We start from the raw sequence: 16,936 nt of genomic DNA, 5'->3' as shown, positions 1-16,936 counted from the left end.
TAATATTTATGTTGTTCTACAAAATTAGTAAATTAATGTTTAAAATGACGAATTCCCGTGAAAACCATTGCGATTTTATTTTCATCACAATAAGTCACACTCAAATCGTCTTTAATTGATCCACCAGGTTGAATAACCGCAGTGATTCCTGCATTTCCAGCAATCTCAACACAGTCCGGGAAAGGGAAAAATGCATCACTTGCCATTACAGCTCCTTGTAGGTTGAAATCAAATGAATTAGCTTTCTCAATTGCTTGACGTAAAGCATCTACTCTTGATGTTTGCCCTGTTCCAGAAGCACAAAGTTGACCGTCTTTTACCAAAACAATTGTGTTTGATTTGGTGTGTTTACAGATTTTAGAAGCAAATAATAAATCAACTACTTCTTGATCTGAAGGGGCTACTTTAGTAACGGTTGTTAAGTGGTCTTTATTGTCAGTTACATGATCTTTATCTTGAACTAAAATACCATTTAAACAAGTACGTACGTGTTTCTTAGGTAATTCAATTTCGTTTAAAATCAAGATAATTCTATTTTTCTTTTCTTTTAAGATTTCAATGGCTGCCTCTTCATAAGCAGGTGCAATTACAACTTCGCAGAATAATTGGTTGATTTCTTGTGCTGTCGCAACATCAATCGTTCCATTTGCAATTAAAACACCTCCAAATGCAGAAGTAGGATCTCCAGCTAATGCATCTACATAGGCTTCTTTCATTGTGCTTCTCTGTGCTACACCACAAGCATTGTTGTGTTTTAAAATAGCGAATGTTGGTTGCTCTCCTTTGAATTCATTCATTAAGTTTACAGCAGCATCAACATCTAATAAGTTGTTGTACGACAATTCTTTTCCGTTCAATTTTTTGAATAATTGATCGAAATCACCAAAGAAGTGTCCTTTTTGGTGTGGGTTTTCTCCATAACGCAATTCAATTCCTTCTGCATGGCTGATTTTTAATGTGTCATCCGCTTCATTGAAGTAGTTGAAAATGGCTCCATCGTAATGGGAAGAAACGTGAAACGCTTTTGTTGCTAGTAAACGTCTCTGTGCTAATGTTGTTGAACCTTGATGCTCAATCAACATCTGTAAAAATAAATCGTATTCATTTACTGAAGGTACGATAACAGTGTCTTTGAAGTTTTTAGCAGCTGCACGGATTAATGAAATACCTCCGATATCAATTTTTTCAATGATATCTGCTTCATTCGCTCCAGAAGCAACTGTTTTTTCAAATGGATATAAATCTACAATGACTACATCGATTTGAGGAATTTCAAATTCTTTCATTTGTTGAATATCTCCCTCATGATCTTGTCTATTTAAGATTCCACCGAAAATTTTTGGGTGTAAAGTTTTTACTCTACCTCCTAAAATAGAAGGATATGAAGTAATATCTTCAACAGGTACAACAGGAATACCTAAATCTTTAATGAAAGTTTCTGTACCACCAGTAGAATAGATAGTTACTTCGTTTTTGTGTAGTTCTCTTACAATAGGTTCTAATCCGTCTTTGCTAAAAACAGAAATTAAGGCCGATTGAATCTTTTTAGTTGTGTTCATTGTGTGTTATTAATTAAACGGCAAAAATAACTAATGTCTAGGTATTTATAAAGTTAATATAGAAGTTTTTATTTTAATTTTAAGAGGCGTAAATTGTCTTGTTTTTTTAAAAGAAAAATGGAGGAGAAGTGTAACTTTTATGCTCTTCTACTACTAATAAGGAAGTTGTTGAATTTGTTGCTATGATAATATATTTTAGGCTTTTACTCAGTAGTTTTCAATTTGCAATCAATGCATTGAGAACAAATAAACTTAGAACCTTGCTTTCTCTCTTAGGGGTGACGGTGGGGATTTTTTCTATTATTGCCGTTTTAGCAGCTGTAGATTCGATGGATCGAACGATAAAATCAGAATTAAGTGGATTCGATCGCAACATGATTTATGTATTTAATCATTCCTTTGGACCGTCCGAAATTCCCCGTTGGAAGATTGATCAGTTTCCCGATGTAACTTATGAAGAATACGATTATTTAAAAAGAAATTTAAGTGATGTCGAATATGCTTCCTTCAATTTTTTCGTGCGCAATGAAAATATGAAAGCAGATCGTTATTATGCGAATGATGTGATTGTACGCCCTTGTAGTGCGGATATGCAATACCTGGATAACGTGAAAATGGCTAGTGGACGTTTTTTTAATGAATCAGAGGCCGTGAATGGAAGTGGGGTTATTGTTATTGGAAACGAAATTGCCAATACACTTTTTCCGGGGCAAGATCCTTTAGGGAAGAACATTCGCTTATACGGACGTAAATTTGTGGTCATTGGTGTTTTAGATAAGCAAGGAGCAATTTCCATAGGAGGGGGGCACGATGAAACAGCGTATATACCTGTAAACTTATTTCGACAAATGTTTGGAGATAACATCAAAGCCTATACGCCTGTAATTATTTTAAAACCCAATGAAAAAGCAGATATTAAACTTTTTGAAGATGAAATTACCACTAAATTACGTGCATTTCGAGGTTTAAAAGTAGGTGAGGATACGAATTTCTTTGTCAATGTATTTGGAGGCATGATGGAGTTTTTGGACAATATTATCGGACAGATGAATATCGTAGGTTGGATTATCAGTATGTTCTCCCTTTTGGTTGGAGGATTTGGGATTGCCAATATTATGTTTGTGTCCGTCAAAGAACGCACGCACTTAATAGGTATTCAGAAAGCAATAGGAGCTAAGCGACGTGTTATTCTCTTACAATTCTTGTTTGAGTCGATTATATTAGCTTTAATAGGAGGATTAGTAGGGATTATTGTCGTTTGGGTGATAGCAAAAGGAGTAAGTGTACTGCTTGATTTTGATTTTGTATTAAGTTTGTTTAATATTGGAATTGGATTGGGATTGTCTATCGTCATAGGATTGATTTCAGGGTATTTGCCTGCGCAATCGGCGGCGAAATTAGATCCAGTTGAAGCAATTCGATCAGGAATGTAGGTTAAGAGTTAAGGGTTAGGAGTTAAGGGTTTTTATCGATAAAACCACACACCATCTCACCACCACACCATCTGATCATCTCACCATCAAACTCCTCACCACCTCACGATCATACCACCATACCACCTCACCACCTCACCGCCACACCATCAAACTCCTCACCATCCACATAAAAAAAAGAGTTGCTTTAAAGCAACTCTTTTTTTTATTATCTAATTGGACGATTTAAAATCAAATCTAAGTATAGATTTACATTTTTCTTTAATTCCTTACGATGTGTAATGAAATCTAGGAATCCGTGTTCTAATAAGAATTCAGAGGTTTGGAATCCTTCTGGTAAATCTTTTCCAGTTGTATCTTTTACAATTCGCGGTCCAGCAAATCCGATTAAAGCTCCTGGTTCAGCGATATTAATGTCCCCTAACATAGCGAAAGATGCAGAAATACCTCCTGTCGTAGGGTCCGTACAAAGTGAAATATAAGGAATCTTAGCATCACTTAGTTGCGTCAACTTAGCAGAAGTTTTTGCCATTTGCATCAATGAAAAACCAGCTTCCATCATACGTGCTCCTCCTGATTTAGAAATCATTAAAAAAGGAATTTTGTGCTTTAAAGAATAATCAATTCCCCTTGCAATTTTTTCACCTACTACAGATCCCATAGATCCACCAATAAAAGCAAAATCCATTGCAGCAACAACTAATTTCTCTCCTTTTGAATTTCCAACAGCTACACGCACAGCATCATTCAATTGCGTTTTTGAAGTAGCTTCTTTTAAACGATCTACATATTTTTTTGTATCCTCAAATTTCAACATATCCTTTGAAGATAAACTCTTTGCTATTTCTTTGTAATCGCCATTATCAAAAAGAATTTCAAAATACTCTTTACTGCCAATTCGAACATGGTAACCATCTTCTGGACTTACCCAAAGGTTTTTTTCTAGTTCTTCAGAATCTATAATTTTACCTGTTGGTGATTTGTACCATAATCCTTTTGGTATATCCTTTTTGTCCTCAGTTGGTGTTTGAATTCCTTTTTCTGTTCTTTTAAACCAAGCCATAAATGTCTGTTTTGTTTATACTATGTTAATAGGTTTAGAGAAGAAATTACAATGTATTTACATTGTTTAAATCTTTAAATGCCTCTTCTAAACGAGCATTGAAAGTGATTTCTCCTTGTCTTACCCATGCACGTGGATCGTAGTACTTTTTATTCGGTACATCTGCTCCCTCAGGGTTTCCTATTTGTGTTTTTAAATATTCAATTTTTGAAGTCATATAATCTCTTATTCCTTCTGTATAAGCAAATTGCATATCTGTATCGATATTCATTTTGATTACACCATAAGAGATAGCTTCTCTAATTTCTTCTAGTGATGAACCAGAACCACCATGGAATACAAAATCAACAGGATTAGATCCTAAGTTGAATTTCTTCGCTACATAATCTTGAGAGTTTTTCAAGATAATTGGTGTAAGTTTTACGTTTCCTGGTTTGTAAACCCCGTGTACATTTCCAAAAGCAGCTGCAATGGTAAAACGAGGACTTACTTTACTTAGCTCTTCATAAGCATAAGCAACTTCGTCTGGTTGTGTATATAGTTTAGAAGAATCAACACCTGAGTTATCTACTCCGTCTTCTTCTCCTCCTGTAATTCCTAATTCAATCTCTAAAGTCATACCCATTTTGTCCATTCTTTCTAGGTATTTTTTAGAAATTTCAATGTTTTCTTGGATTGGTTCTTCTGATAAATCAATCATATGTGAACTAAATAACGGTTTTCCGTATTTCGTCATATGTTCTTCACTAGCATCTAGCAAACCATCAATCCAAGGTAATAGTTTTTTTGCACAGTGATCCGTATGTAAAATAACAGGCACACCATAAGCTTCAGCTAAAGCGTGTACGTGTTTTGCTCCTGCAATAGCTCCTGCAATAGCAGATTTTTGATTCTCATTAGATAAACCTTTTCCTGCCATAAAAGATGCACCACCATTCGAAAACTGAATAATAACAGGCGCATTTAGTTTTGCTGCTGTTTCCAATACACCGTTAATTGTACTAGAACTAGTCACGTTAACAGCGGGTAAAGCAAAACCTTTCTCTTTTGCATAGTTGAATATTTCTTGCACTTGATCTCCAAATGCTACTCCAGGTTTAATATTGTGTGCCATAGTCGTGTGTTTAATTTATTGGACAAAAATACTAATTATTATTTGATTAGAATGGATAATTAATACCAACATTCAAGACTGACTCTTTGAAGCTAAATTCTCCAAACCATTTGCGTTTGGAGTAAATAGATGGATCATACGTCTTGAATCCCATATCTAATCGGAATACAAAGAAACTAAAGTCATAGCGAATTCCAAAACCTGAACTTACTGCTAAATCTTTAAGTGAGCTTACCCCATTGAAGGTGTAGTTCTTATCTTCGATATTATCAAAAACATTCCAAATATTACTTGCATCCACAAAGAACGCCCCATTCCACTTACCTGTAATATTGAAGCGGTACTCTGTACTAAAGAAGAGTTTCATATTAGCTTCATTGAAATCGTTAATTCCTCCACTTTTACCTGGACCTAAACGATAAGATTGCCACCCGCGGTTGTCATTCGATCCTCCTGAAAAATAGCTTCGAGAGAACGGAATAGAATTGGCATTGCCATAAGGAACCGCCAAACCACCAAATAAACGGATCGCAATGATTTGTTGACGTCCAATATCCCAATATTTTACAAAATCTAGCTCCGTTTTAATGTATTGTGAATACTCTACGTCAAATAACGTTCTTTTACCTGTATGTCCTTCTTTGTCACTGACGCGATTCATAATTAAATCAAGTAACCCACCAGCAGCCTCAACCTTTGCACGAACGGTATAGAAACTATTATCATTAATTCCGGTTCTCGTTGATGAATTAAAGGAAATATTCGAGGCTAAAATTAAGTTGTTTTCAGAAAGGCGAACTTTGCGCTCTTGAATACTGCGAATCTCGCCATAGTCCTCAGTAGAAATTCCTAAAGGATTATTGGTGGCTAAAGCATCATTAATGAAGCGATTAGCACCTTCTCCTTGGATGGTCAAATCTCCACTTTCATCTACATATTCTGTAGGTACTTCATATCCTTTTGCAATGTTATTCAGGGTGTTGTATGAAGATTTGTATACACTAAAATAGTTGTTTGGGTTTGTATTTCTTACATATTGAATATTGGCAACATCCACACTAAATGAATTAGTACGCGAAGGATACCAGCTATAATTGATGATTCCCGTGAAGTTATCTTTATCCAAACCAATGTTTCGTTGTCTTGAAAAACCAAAGCTCATAGCTGTGGTAGGAAGCATGGATTTAGGGATGATTTTATTGGATGCAAAGGGAAACAAAAAACGTGGAAAGGTCAATTTAATATCAGCTCCATACTCTGTAACGTTAAAAAACACATCGTTGGGATTACTCATTTGTCTTGAGGAACCAATGGTACCTCGCAATCCAAATTCTAGAATTTCAGCTCCTTTAAATACATTTCGAAACAATAACCCCATGCTACCACCAATTCCGAAATCTTGAATATTGGAGTGTGTCACATCTAGGGAAGGATTGAAGGTCATTTTTTTACGAGAAGTTAAATAGATATTACTAATCAATGTCTCGCCTTTAGGATCAGTAGGATCCTCTACATATTCAATTACAGGGTAATTAAAGATGCGTAAATTACTGATAGAACGAGAGGTAAGAATACGTCTCGAATCACTGAAAGTGCTTTCTGGGGTAATGAATATAGCATCCGTTAAAGCCTTGGGCTTGTATTGGAGTTTCGTTGAACTATAAATATTAAAACCGTTGTATTGAATGCTGTCCAATACATAGGCTTTGTTTTTAGAAACATTATCGGTGAAAATATTCACCTTGCTAATGTGGTAAATCTTAAAAGGTACTTGACTTAAAGTATCTCCAGATTTTACGGTTTGTTGATCGACAATCAACAAAATGTTCGCCTTGTTCTTACTATCTAAAATAGTGTCTACTTCATAGCGAATATTGATTTCTTGGAAGTGATAAGCTCCGTGATTTCGATAAATAGAAGTGATGCGTTTGCGTTCCTCTTCAAAGTTCTTTACATCAAATACAGTATTCGTTTTTAGCAAGCTTTTGGTTTGATTGCTTTCGTATAATGTTTTTAATGCAGGTGTGCTGATTAGATACGAAATACTATCAATCAAATAAGGATTTCCTGTTGTGATGAAATAGGAATTCGTCATTTTTTGTTCACCGATGCGTTTCGTTTCATTCGTAACCTTCGTATCAAAATATCCTTTGTTGAAATAATAGTTTTTCAATCGCGTTAAGGATTTTTCTGTTTTAAGGCTATCATATAATACAGGAGGTTCACCTGTTTTGATTAGGAAATTATTGAAACCAGCAATAATAAACGATTGACCTAAGCGATTAACTTGCTTGCGAGAAAGAACTCCTTCCAGCGCTTTATCTGTTTTGGGATGTTTATTTAACCAAGCGTGGTAGTTGGAATCCGCATCTTGTCTTGCTAAGTTGTATAAATTCAAACGTAGACGCGTGCCAATAACAGGAAATTTGCTATTAGGTTGTTGGTACAGCTGGTTGTAAATCTCTTCTTTTGATGTTTTCTTATCATTGAGAACAATGCTGTTTTCCATTAATAAATCATAATCCTCTGGCACATTCTTCGTTAAGGAACACGAAAAAAAACATGCAGAGATTATAAGAATAAATACTATTTTTGATAAAAAATTGCCCAACTTTATTACATCGATATATACAGATCAAAAATACATTTTTTTATGGTTACCAAAAACCAAATTAAGCGAATAAAAAGCCTTCATCAAAAAAAATATAGAAAAGAGCACCAATTATTTATTGCAGAGGGGGTTAAAGTCATCCAAGAACTCTTGCAATCGTCTTTCGTTTTAGATCATCTATATGTGACAAATGAGATGAATTTTGGAGTTCCTGCACATCAAGTTACACGAGTTTCTCAGGATGATTTAAATAAAATGAGTGCTTTGACTACAACGCCTAATTGTTTGGCTGTATTTCATTGCTTAGAAAGTAAAACAATTGATTTTTCCGATTGGGTAGTCGCTTTAGATGATATTCGAGATCCTGGAAATTTAGGAACCATTATTCGTTTATGCGATTGGTTTGGTATTAGTCATATGGTGTGTTCATCTGAAACCGTAGATTGTTATAATCCTAAAGTAATTCAAGCAACCATGGGATCTGTTTCTCGTGTAAACATAGTGTATACGGATTTAGCGGAGCTATTAGAAACCGTAGAGGTACCGCTATATGGAACCTTTTTAGGCGGTGAGAATATCTATGAGATGAAAAAGGTAATGCCAGGAGTTATCGTCATGGGAAATGAAGCCAATGGTATTTCTGCCGAAATAGAACAGCTGGTTTCTCGCAAAATTACAATTCCTCGTTTTGGCAATTTACAGCAAACAGAGAGCTTGAATGTAGCTATGGCTACCTCTATAGTATTGAGTGAATTCCGAAGAAGTGTTTTTAATGCACAGTAAAGTTTAAGAAAATACCTTTTGTTTTCATAGAGCTGATATGTCCAGTCCAAGGGCTATCTGGATCTTTATCGCGAATTAATTCATCACCTAAACCAAATACACCACGGATAGAAGGACTGAATTTGAAGTATTCGAAGTAAATGTCAACACCAACTCCTAATTCGTAGTTCGTAGTCCATTGTTTCATTCTCCAAACTCCTTCGTAGTTATCGTCGTCTGATTTGTGGTTACTACTTAAGTTTAGGTCAGCAGAAAAACCACCTAATACATAAGGGCGAATATTTCCAGTACGCAACGCTGAGAATTTAAGAAGCAAAGGCAAGTGAATTAGGGTCGAACTGATGGACTTTGTACTTGAATTGGTTATTTCCTGTAGAGAAGGAACCGCATTAGGCTTGTTCTTCATGTAATAATCCATGACAAAAGCGCGAGGGAATTTTAAATCGCGTTTAGAATAGATCAATCCTGGTTCAAAGCGCAAGTCCAAATACTCCATAATGCGCAAGTTTCCTACAAGTCCCACATTGAAACCCATATTAGTTGTTACTTGTATTTCTGTATGATCGCTGCCGTATTCGCCAGCTAAACTTTTCAGTTTGTCGTAATATTGTTTATCGTAGTCAAAATTGAAATTCAAGAAATTGGACCCAATATAATACCCGTAGTGAACCCGTTGTTTGTCCCAATCAGATTTATTTAGTATTGGATTTCTCCCAAAAATCCACTGTGCAGATACATTTGCAGAGGTGAATAGAATAATAAGTAAGATAAACAGTTTTCTCATAACTACTTTGAAGCAGAATATATGGTTGCTATACCCATCGTTTGCGGACGGTGTTTTACAGTCTTAAACCCAACTTTCACTAAAATATTGTTCAATTCTTGTCCAAAAGGGAAATTTTGAGCAGAATCAGATAAATATTTATAAGCATCTTGGTCTTTTGAAAACAGTTTACCCATAAATGGCATAATGTTTTTTGTGTAAAAGAAGTACCCTTGCTTAAAAGGAAATTTAGTCGGAACTGAGGTTTCTAAGATAATAAAAATTCCATTAGGTTTTAATACTCTTAAAATTTCTGTTAAACCTTTTTCTAAATTTTCAAAATTTCGTATTCCAAAGCCCACCGTAATGGCATCAAAGGAGTTGTCTTCAAAGGGTAAATTTTCTGAATCACCTTGAATCATTTCAATGCGATGGTCTAGATTTAATGCTTTTATTTTTTTTCTACCTACCTCCAGCATTCCTGCAGATAAATCTAAACCTGTGATTTTCTGAGCATTCGTTTTTGATAAAAGAATCGCCATATCACCAGTTCCTGTAGCGATATCTAATATAGTCGTAGGATTAGTTTCAGCAACCAATTTTAGCACTTTTCTTCTCCAACCTTGATCCGTCCCTAATGAGATCATTCGATTCAAATTGTCATAGTTACCTGAAATTGTATCGAACATTTGCTCTACTTGTTGTTTCTTTCCAAGCTGAGAATCTTTATAGGGCGTGATATTTTTACTCATTGTTATTATTTTTAGGCAAATATAAATAATCTCTATCAAAAAGAGAGGGTCTATCGAGGAATAAAGAGAGGGAACTAAAAAAGGGAATATCAAATCGATATTCCCTTGTATAAATTAGAATTTTAGGTACATGTGATAATATTCTCCACCAACAAAATCAAGTTTTTTTCCTTGAACAAACCCCAGTCTTGTATATAATTTCATGGCATTAGGATTTTCTAAGTCTACAATTAATCCCACTTGTTTATATTGTTGAGATTGAGCAAAATCTGTAGCTGCTTTTAACAAATGACTGCCAACACCTTTTCCTTGTACCAAGGGAGAGACCGCAACAGTGTCAAGATAATATTCTCCACCTTCTGTTTCAGGCTCCGGAATCATATCATTGTTGTACTTCTTCTGCATTAATGCTAGCACGGGTTCTCTTAATTTGATAAAATCATCCCCGTTATACCCTGTAATTGAGCCAACGATATTATCTTCTTGGTCAACAGCAACAAATGTATTTTGGTAGCTGTATAAATTATCAGGTTGTTTGAATAAAGTAGTTAGAAAATTAATGGCTTCTTCAATATCTTCTTGTTGAATAAAACGGAATACAATGTCTTCCATCGCTTGTAGCATTAATTCAGGAACAACATCAAAATCTTCCTTTTGTGCAGGTCTAATGGTAAAATGCATGATTTTGTTTTTTAATTTTTTACAAAGTTAGGAAAGAGTTTGTTAGTGTTCAACTAATTTTTTCTTTCTTTTAGTAATCTTTGCCAAATAGCACTTGCATTTTTAATGTTTAGCTTTTCTGGATCAAAGATGGGATTCAAGCCCTGTTTGTATTGGGCGATATAATCATTTAAGGCAATAATGGTAGGTTTATAGAGGAATAGAATGACGATAAAGTTAATCCATGCCATAAGTCCGACGCCGATATCTCCAATGCCCCAAGCAGTAGAAGATTCATTGATAGAAGCATAAAATACCGTGGCTAATAAAATCAAGCGCATCAACCAACGAAGAATAGTTCTAGGTTGATTGGTTAGATAATTAAAATTTGATTCTGCAATAAATACATAAGACATGATGGTCGTAAAGGCAAAGAAAGTTAAGGCAATAGCGATGAATTGACTAGCCAATAAAGGGAAGTGTACGGCTATTGCTTTTACTGTATAGGCAGAACCTACTTCTACTCCAGGAATATTATTGACGATGTAATTGCCTGCTTCATCGAAAACATTGTATTGATGCGTGAATAAAATCATCAATGCAGTAGCAGTACAAACAAATAAGGTGTCTATGTAAACGGAAAAAGCTTGTACCAATCCTTGTTTAACAGGGTGAGAGGTTTCGGATGCAGCAGCAGCATGAGGAGCGGTACCTTGTCCCGCTTCATTGGAATAAATTCCGCGTTTTACTCCCCAAGCAATAGCAGCACCAAAGATACCACTGAAAGTTGCTTCTAAGTTGAAGGCAGAACGAAAGATTAATGCAAAAATTGAAGGAATTTCTTTTGCGTTAATGGCAATGATGATAACAGCCATGACAATGTAAATTACTGCCATGAAAGGAACAACAACTTGGGCAATTCGACCAATTTTTTTAGCTCCTCCAAATACAGTTAGACTAAGTAAAACACAGATAGCAATTCCGGTAATCCATTGTGGAACTTGAAAAGCATCTTTGATGCTGATAGAAATACTGTTTCCTTGGATGCTGGGTAAAAATAGCACACAGCTGATAATGGTTACAAAAGAAAAAACCAAGGCCAACTTTTTACTGTTTAATCCTTTTTCAATATAAAAAGCAGGCCCTCCACAATACTGACCATTTTTCTCTTCTTTGTATATCTGGGCTAAGGTAGATTCAACAAAGGCAGAAGCACTACCTAAAAAGGCAATCATCCACATCCAAAAGATTGCGCCAGGTCCACCATATGCAATTGCAGTGGCAACCCCTACAATATTTCCCACTCCTACACGTCCAGCAATTGCAATACTAAAGGCTTGAAAGGGACTTACACCTTTTTCGGAAGATCCTTCCGTAAAGAGTAGTTTTACCATTTGTTTGATGTAACGCACTTGAACAAATTTCGTTTTGATTGTGAAAAACAACCCTGCTCCAAGACATAAAATGATAAATACATTAGACCATAGTATGTCGTTAATAAATTTAATTGCTTCTTCCATTAGAAATATTTTGAATTGAAAAATAATAATTTTTTAATCAAATACACAACTTTGTTGTGATTATTATATGTAATCGGTTTTTTTGTTTTGTATAGTGAAAGAGAAAGGTGCTTTTTTTGATGAAATGAAGAAGAAGATTCCAGAGGTGTTTTGTTTAAATCATTTCCATACAACCTCAAATTTTCTTTGTGAAAGTTTTTTTTTCGAAGATGATTGAACGGTGATTGGGAGTTGAATAAAAGAGATTGCTAAAGTTCGTTGGGAAGTAGGGAAGGTGGTAGGCATAAAAAAAAGCTACTTCATTATTGAAGTAGCTTTTATATACTATTTTTAACCTTTGTGCTTAGTAACGGATGCTGAATAAACCTTCTGCTTTGTTTTCTAAGTTATCAAAACGCGCTGTACATTCTTGAATCATTTTTACAGCAGCAGCTTTATCTCCAAAACCATTTGTAGTAACAGTTTTGTTTTCTAAGTCTTTATAAACTTTGAAGAAATGTTCTACTTCTTTTTTGAAGTGTTCATTTACATCGTTGATGTCATTTAATTTATTCATCAATGGATCTGAAACAGGAACACAAAGAATTTTCTCATCTTGTCCTTTGTCATCAGCCATGTAAAAAATACCAATAGGTTTTACTTCAACAACCATTCCTGGAAGAGATGGTTCAGTAAATAATACTAGTACGTCTAGTGGATCTCCATCTAAAGCTAACGTTTCAGGAATGAAACCGTAGTCAGCTGGATATCTCATGTTTGAGTAAAGTAAACGATCAAATCTCAATCGTTTTAAATCAAAATCATATTCGTATTTATTTCTACTACCTGCTGGGATTTCAATAAAGGCATCAAAAGTTTCGAATGTACTCATATTCATTTATTTTTTATAGTCAAATAACTTAATAATGGGTGCAAAAATACTTCAATTCGTGCTGTTTACCAAGTTTTATCCATAATATTAGAAATAAATTCCAAAAGAACCTCGAATTGCAAACCTTCTCGCATCTGGCATATCTAGATAATTTCCTCTCCAGCTTAAGTCAAGTCTGAAAATTTTAAAAATATTACCCACACCTACATAATATTCATAATAAAAGTCTTCAGGCGCTTTGTATACCAATTGAGAAGCATTTAAATTAATGTTCTCTTGAGAAATTTTACCGTAAATTCCTCGAATCCCGACAATCTCCCTTAAGTTAAAATCTCTAAACCAAGGAATTCTCGAAAGTAAGCGTCCTCCAAAATTGTGTTCTAAGTGAATAGAAGCGTATTCGTTCGTTACAAATTCATAATAATTCAAGTTTGCAAACGTATTTTCGATATTGAACCACGATTGGTTACCTGGTACTACACTTAGTAAGCCTAAAGGAACTTCTCCAAATGTTTTACCTGCTTCAAATGTAGTGGTAAATGTTCCGAAACCTCCTAATAAAATAGGTTTTCGAGCATATAATTGCAATTTGTCATATTGGAAATTACTGTCGAAAGCACCTTTGAAACCATGACTATAACGCAGGTACAATTTGAGGTATTTCTGGTCAATTTCTTTGCGATCTACTCCATAGCCAATTGTTCTTTTTCCTGGTGTATAATCAATTGCCATCTCCACTTCTGATTGTTTGGTTTCATTCGAGATAAGCGTACGCTCTTTGTCTACATAGTAGTCTAAGTTGAAGAGGTCCGAGGCTGGTTTTAGGGTTCGGTAACTGAAGGTGGTCAATAAACGCAAGTTTTTTACTGGCTCAATTTCTAACCCTATTGTTGAAAGATTGATGTCAGTCAATTTGGAATTATCTCCACTAGCAAAAAGAGAACTTGAAGCGAAACTACGACCCAATACATCATTCGTTTCTGTCAAACTCACTCCAATTTGTTCAACATCTCGACGGTTTCCTCCAAAAAGGATAAAACGAGATGGACTGTGAAGTAATACTTTTCCACTGATACCATATTTGAATTTATTGTCTTTGAAACCATAAGCCCCATATCCTTCTAATCTCCATTTGTCATTAGGACCAAAATAAGTTCGCCCTCCAGCACGCATACGCAACCCTTCAATATCATTGTAACCGAAGGTCGAGAAAATAGGTCCATAGTCGAATTTGTATTTCGGAATATTATAGTAATTACTAGCAATGGTCGACGTTAAGTCAAATAAAAATCTAAACTTAGGTACAGTTTTTAAGGTGTCTAACATTTTGTAGATACCAAATTCATCCTTACTCAAAGGTTCAAAACGATAGGTTTGCCAGAAATCATCTGAGCGAGTATAAATAGACTCGTCATATTCATTGACATCCTTTTTATAAAAATCATCTGGATGTTTGATGTTGAATTGATGATTTTGGTATACGGTTGTTCGCTTGCCATAGATACCTTTGGATTCTTCTTTTTTCGAAAGAGCAAAATCGGACATGAAGTGATCACGCGTCAGTAAGAATACGGAATCATTCAATACATCAAATTCTTGCTCAATATAAATTTCTTTCACCCAGTTGATATTTGCATCACGACTGGCTTCCATATTGATTTTTTTGATGGCATAGGTAGAGTCATTAACCCAAAAATCACCTTTGAATGTGAGTTCTCCTTTTCGTCTTGGGTAGTAAACAATGTTGTAGCACCATTTGTTATCAATAAAGGCACTGTCCGCTAAAACGTAGTTGTAAACATTGATTCCTGTTCGCGATAACGGACTGACGAAATCTTTGTCAAAAATCTTGATATAGTTGTTGTAGATATTATATTCTGCATATAAATCTTTGACAAACTCAATAATATGTTGGTTGGTATCAAAACCTGAGTTTTTGTTTCCTAAGGTTTTCTCTATTTTTTTGTTGTCGATATTATCTCCAAATACTTGTCCAATATTCTCATTGATGAAAATAGGGAGGTATGTTTTTCCGGTGATGCGGTTGGTATCCACTTGATCAAAAATGAATTCCATGCCTTTGAATATCTTTTTCTTGCGGTAAGCACTGTCAATAGAGTTCAGGTCGAATTCAATCTTCTCGTATTTGTCAAATTCGTATTGACTGAACATGTACAAACCGTTTTTGCGTTTACGTTCCCAAATTTTGCGCAAAATATCAATGGCTGGGTTATTCTTTTTGGAGGTTTTACCCGTAAAAATACGCACTTCTTCGAGCATATTATCTTCTTGTAAAGTAATGCTTAAATCGAGGTTAGTACGGCTTTTTAAAGGGATATACGCCGTTTTGTATCCCACGAATGATACTACTAAAGTGTCGTAGTTATTTTCAGTTTCCAAATAAAATTTTCCAAGCTCATTTGCAATCACTCCTTGGGTGGAATTCTTGAAGTACACACTCGCATAAGATACGTCAACTTGGTTCGTATCTTTAATTCTACCACTTACTTTTGTTTGGGCAATGCATTGAAAGCTAGCTAATAAAAGGAAAACTAGGTAAAATAATATCTTTTTTTTCATAATCAATTGGGGAGTAAACAAAAAACTCCATCCTATTAAAAATAAGATGGAGTAATTCAAATATACAATATTTTTTTACTTAAAAAAGTTTATCTGTATAGTACTTTTTTCACTGCCTTGATTACATCGTTTGCATTTGGCAACCATTGTTCAAGTAAAACTGGTGAATAAGGTGCAGGTGTGTCTGCTGTTGTAATTCTTTGAATTGGAGCATCTAAATGATCAAATGCTTGTTCTTGAACTAAATACGTAATTTCTGAAGAGATACTTCCAAATGGCCAAGCTTCTTCTAAAATCACTAAGCGGTTTGTTTTCTTCACAGAAGTTAAAATAGCTTCTTGATCTAAAGGACGTACAGTTCTCAAGTCGATTACCTCACAAGAGATTCCTTCTTTCTCTAGCTCTTCAGCTGCTTTTAATGCTTCTTTGATAATTTTACCAAAAGAAACAATTGTTACATCTTTCCCTGCTTTTTTGATATCTGCTACTCCTAATGGAATAGTATATTCTCCCTCAGGCACTTCTCCTTTGTCTCCATACATTTGCTCTGATTCCATGAAAATCACAGGATCATTATCGCGAATAGCAGATTTCAATAAACCTTTTGCATCATAAGGGTTAGATGGTACCACAACTTTTAATCCTGGTACGTTAGCATACCAATTTTCAAAAGCTTGAGAGTGAGTAGCCCCTAATTGTCCTGCTGAAGCCGTTGGTCCACGAAATACAATTGGAATGTTGAATTGACCACCTGACATCTGACGCATTTTTGCTGCGTTATTTATGATTTGGTCGATTCCTACTAAAGAGAAGTTGAATGTCATAAATTCAACAATTGGACGGTTTCCATTCATGGCAGAACCAACACCAATTCCTGCAAAACCAAGTTCTGCAATAGGAGCGTCAATTACGCGTTTAGGACCGAATTCGTCCAACATACCTTTTGAAGCTTTATAAGCACCATTATATTCCGCTACTTCTTCTCCAATTAAATATATGGTTTCATCGCGACGCATTTCTTCGCTCATAGCTTCACATACGGCCTCTCTAAATTGAATCGTTCTCATAAGTTCTTATTTTCCGTAAAATTATTCAATAGGAGCAAAAGTATGAAAAAATATCCTTACCTCGCTTATCTTACTTTCTGTTTTGTTTTTTTTAACGGCACTTCCTCAAAACAAGTAGAGGGCTAAGGGATAAAAGTAAACGATACCCTGAGGGATACAC

General features: G+C 35.1%; 13 protein-coding genes. 2 read left to right on the top strand and 11 right to left on the bottom strand.

Annotated elements, in window-relative coordinates; all coding sequences use genetic code 11:
* Positions 1 to 32: 32 nt before the first annotated feature.
* The gene (purH, locus tag AWV75_RS00985; protein WP_060872608.1) at positions 33 to 1,559 is read right to left on the bottom strand and encodes a bifunctional phosphoribosylaminoimidazolecarboxamide formyltransferase/IMP cyclohydrolase; all 1,527 of its coding nucleotides are present in this window, start codon (positions 1,557 to 1,559) and stop codon (positions 33 to 35) included.
* Positions 1,560 to 1,741: 182 nt separating this feature from the next.
* On the opposite strand from purH, the gene AWV75_RS00980 reads away from it, so the two are divergent.
* Positions 1,742 to 2,992: an ABC transporter permease gene (locus AWV75_RS00980; RefSeq protein WP_060872607.1), complete on the top strand. Its 1,251-nt coding sequence runs from the start codon at positions 1,742 to 1,744 to the stop codon at positions 2,990 to 2,992.
* Between the two features lie 208 nt (positions 2,993 to 3,200).
* Here the strand turns inward: AWV75_RS00980 and accD are convergent, their stop codons facing one another.
* From accD to tamL, 3 genes are read right to left on the bottom strand one after another with little or no spacing between them, the layout of a single operon-like run.
* Positions 3,201 to 4,055 (bottom strand): acetyl-CoA carboxylase, carboxyltransferase subunit beta, encoded by an 855-nt coding sequence (gene accD, locus AWV75_RS00975; protein WP_002990020.1) that lies wholly within the window; start codon positions 4,053 to 4,055, stop codon positions 3,201 to 3,203.
* A 46-nt stretch (positions 4,056 to 4,101) separates the two neighbouring features.
* On the bottom strand, positions 4,102 to 5,169 hold the full coding sequence (fbaA, locus tag AWV75_RS00970) for a class II fructose-bisphosphate aldolase (RefSeq protein WP_060872606.1): 1,068 nt from the start codon (positions 5,167 to 5,169) through the stop codon (positions 4,102 to 4,104).
* A gap of 46 nt (positions 5,170 to 5,215) precedes the next feature.
* Complete coding sequence (tamL, locus tag AWV75_RS00965) at positions 5,216 to 7,780, bottom strand: translocation and assembly module lipoprotein TamL (RefSeq protein ID WP_440131124.1); 2,565 nt, start codon at positions 7,778 to 7,780, stop codon at positions 5,216 to 5,218.
* 42 nt (positions 7,781 to 7,822) lie between these two features.
* Between tamL and AWV75_RS00960 the strand changes: the two genes are divergently transcribed.
* Positions 7,823 to 8,563 carry a TrmH family RNA methyltransferase gene (locus tag AWV75_RS00960; protein ID WP_060872605.1) on the top strand — a complete coding sequence of 247 codons (741 nt, stop codon included), beginning with the start codon at positions 7,823 to 7,825 and terminating at the stop codon, positions 8,561 to 8,563.
* Here AWV75_RS00960 and AWV75_RS00955 read toward each other — a convergent pair.
* From AWV75_RS00955 to AWV75_RS00925, 7 genes are all read right to left on the bottom strand, one after another.
* A complete protein-coding gene (locus tag AWV75_RS00955; RefSeq protein ID WP_060872604.1) occupies positions 8,550 to 9,347 on the bottom strand; it encodes a porin family protein in 798 nt (265 codons plus the stop codon). The genes AWV75_RS00960 and AWV75_RS00955 overlap by 14 nt on opposite strands.
* A 2-nt stretch (positions 9,348 to 9,349) precedes the next feature.
* Positions 9,350 to 10,078 (bottom strand): bifunctional demethylmenaquinone methyltransferase/2-methoxy-6-polyprenyl-1,4-benzoquinol methylase UbiE, encoded by a 729-nt coding sequence (gene ubiE / locus AWV75_RS00950; protein ID WP_060872603.1) that lies wholly within the window; start codon positions 10,076 to 10,078, stop codon positions 9,350 to 9,352.
* Between the two features lie 114 nt (positions 10,079 to 10,192).
* The gene (locus AWV75_RS00945) at positions 10,193 to 10,759 is read right to left on the bottom strand and encodes a GNAT family N-acetyltransferase (RefSeq protein WP_060872602.1); all 567 of its coding nucleotides are present in this window, start codon (positions 10,757 to 10,759) and stop codon (positions 10,193 to 10,195) included.
* Between the two features lie 53 nt (positions 10,760 to 10,812).
* Positions 10,813 to 12,258, bottom strand: a complete 1,446-nt coding sequence (locus AWV75_RS00940) for an alanine/glycine:cation symporter family protein (RefSeq protein WP_060872601.1) — start codon at positions 12,256 to 12,258, stop codon at positions 10,813 to 10,815.
* 343 nt (positions 12,259 to 12,601) lie between these two features.
* Positions 12,602 to 13,129, bottom strand: coding sequence for an inorganic diphosphatase (locus tag AWV75_RS00935; protein WP_060872982.1), 528 nt, complete (start codon positions 13,127 to 13,129; stop codon positions 12,602 to 12,604).
* An 87-nt stretch (positions 13,130 to 13,216) separates the two neighbouring features.
* Entirely contained in the window at positions 13,217 to 15,709 is a 2,493-nt protein-coding gene (locus AWV75_RS00930; RefSeq protein WP_060872600.1) for a DUF5686 and carboxypeptidase-like regulatory domain-containing protein, read from the bottom strand.
* A gap of 89 nt (positions 15,710 to 15,798) precedes the next feature.
* Entirely contained in the window at positions 15,799 to 16,776 is a 978-nt protein-coding gene (locus tag AWV75_RS00925) for a pyruvate dehydrogenase complex E1 component subunit beta (RefSeq protein ID WP_002990040.1), read from the bottom strand.
* Positions 16,777 to 16,936 lie beyond the last annotated feature (160 nt).

The sequence above is a fragment of the Myroides odoratus genome, from assembly GCF_001549985.1.
GTDB classification, from domain to species: Bacteria; Bacteroidota; Bacteroidia; order Flavobacteriales; family Flavobacteriaceae; genus Flavobacterium; species Flavobacterium odoratum_A.
The sequence above is the reverse complement of the archived record's forward strand: the minus strand, read 5'-3'. Positions and strand labels throughout refer to the sequence as shown.

Coding starts and splice junctions, on each gene's coding strand:
- purH (WP_060872608.1), bottom strand. CDS start 1,559: ATGAACACAACTAAAAAGATTCAATCGGCCTTAATTTCTGTTTTTAGC.
- AWV75_RS00980 (WP_060872607.1), top strand. CDS start 1,742: ATGATAATATATTTTAGGCTTTTACTCAGTAGTTTTCAATTTGCAATC.
- accD (WP_002990020.1), bottom strand. CDS start 4,055: ATGGCTTGGTTTAAAAGAACAGAAAAAGGAATTCAAACACCAACTGAG.
- fbaA (WP_060872606.1), bottom strand. CDS start 5,169: ATGGCACACAATATTAAACCTGGAGTAGCATTTGGAGATCAAGTGCAA.
- AWV75_RS00960 (WP_060872605.1), top strand. CDS start 7,823: ATGGTTACCAAAAACCAAATTAAGCGAATAAAAAGCCTTCATCAAAAA.
- AWV75_RS00955 (WP_060872604.1), bottom strand. CDS start 9,347: ATGAGAAAACTGTTTATCTTACTTATTATTCTATTCACCTCTGCAAAT.
- ubiE (WP_060872603.1), bottom strand. CDS start 10,078: ATGAGTAAAAATATCACGCCCTATAAAGATTCTCAGCTTGGAAAGAAA.
- AWV75_RS00945 (WP_060872602.1), bottom strand. CDS start 10,759: ATGCATTTTACCATTAGACCTGCACAAAAGGAAGATTTTGATGTTGTT.
- AWV75_RS00940 (WP_060872601.1), bottom strand. CDS start 12,258: ATGGAAGAAGCAATTAAATTTATTAACGACATACTATGGTCTAATGTA.
- AWV75_RS00935 (WP_060872982.1), bottom strand. CDS start 13,129: ATGAGTACATTCGAAACTTTTGATGCCTTTATTGAAATCCCAGCAGGT.
- AWV75_RS00930 (WP_060872600.1), bottom strand. CDS start 15,709: ATGAAAAAAAAGATATTATTTTACCTAGTTTTCCTTTTATTAGCTAGC.
- AWV75_RS00925 (WP_002990040.1), bottom strand. CDS start 16,776: ATGAGAACGATTCAATTTAGAGAGGCCGTATGTGAAGCTATGAGCGAA.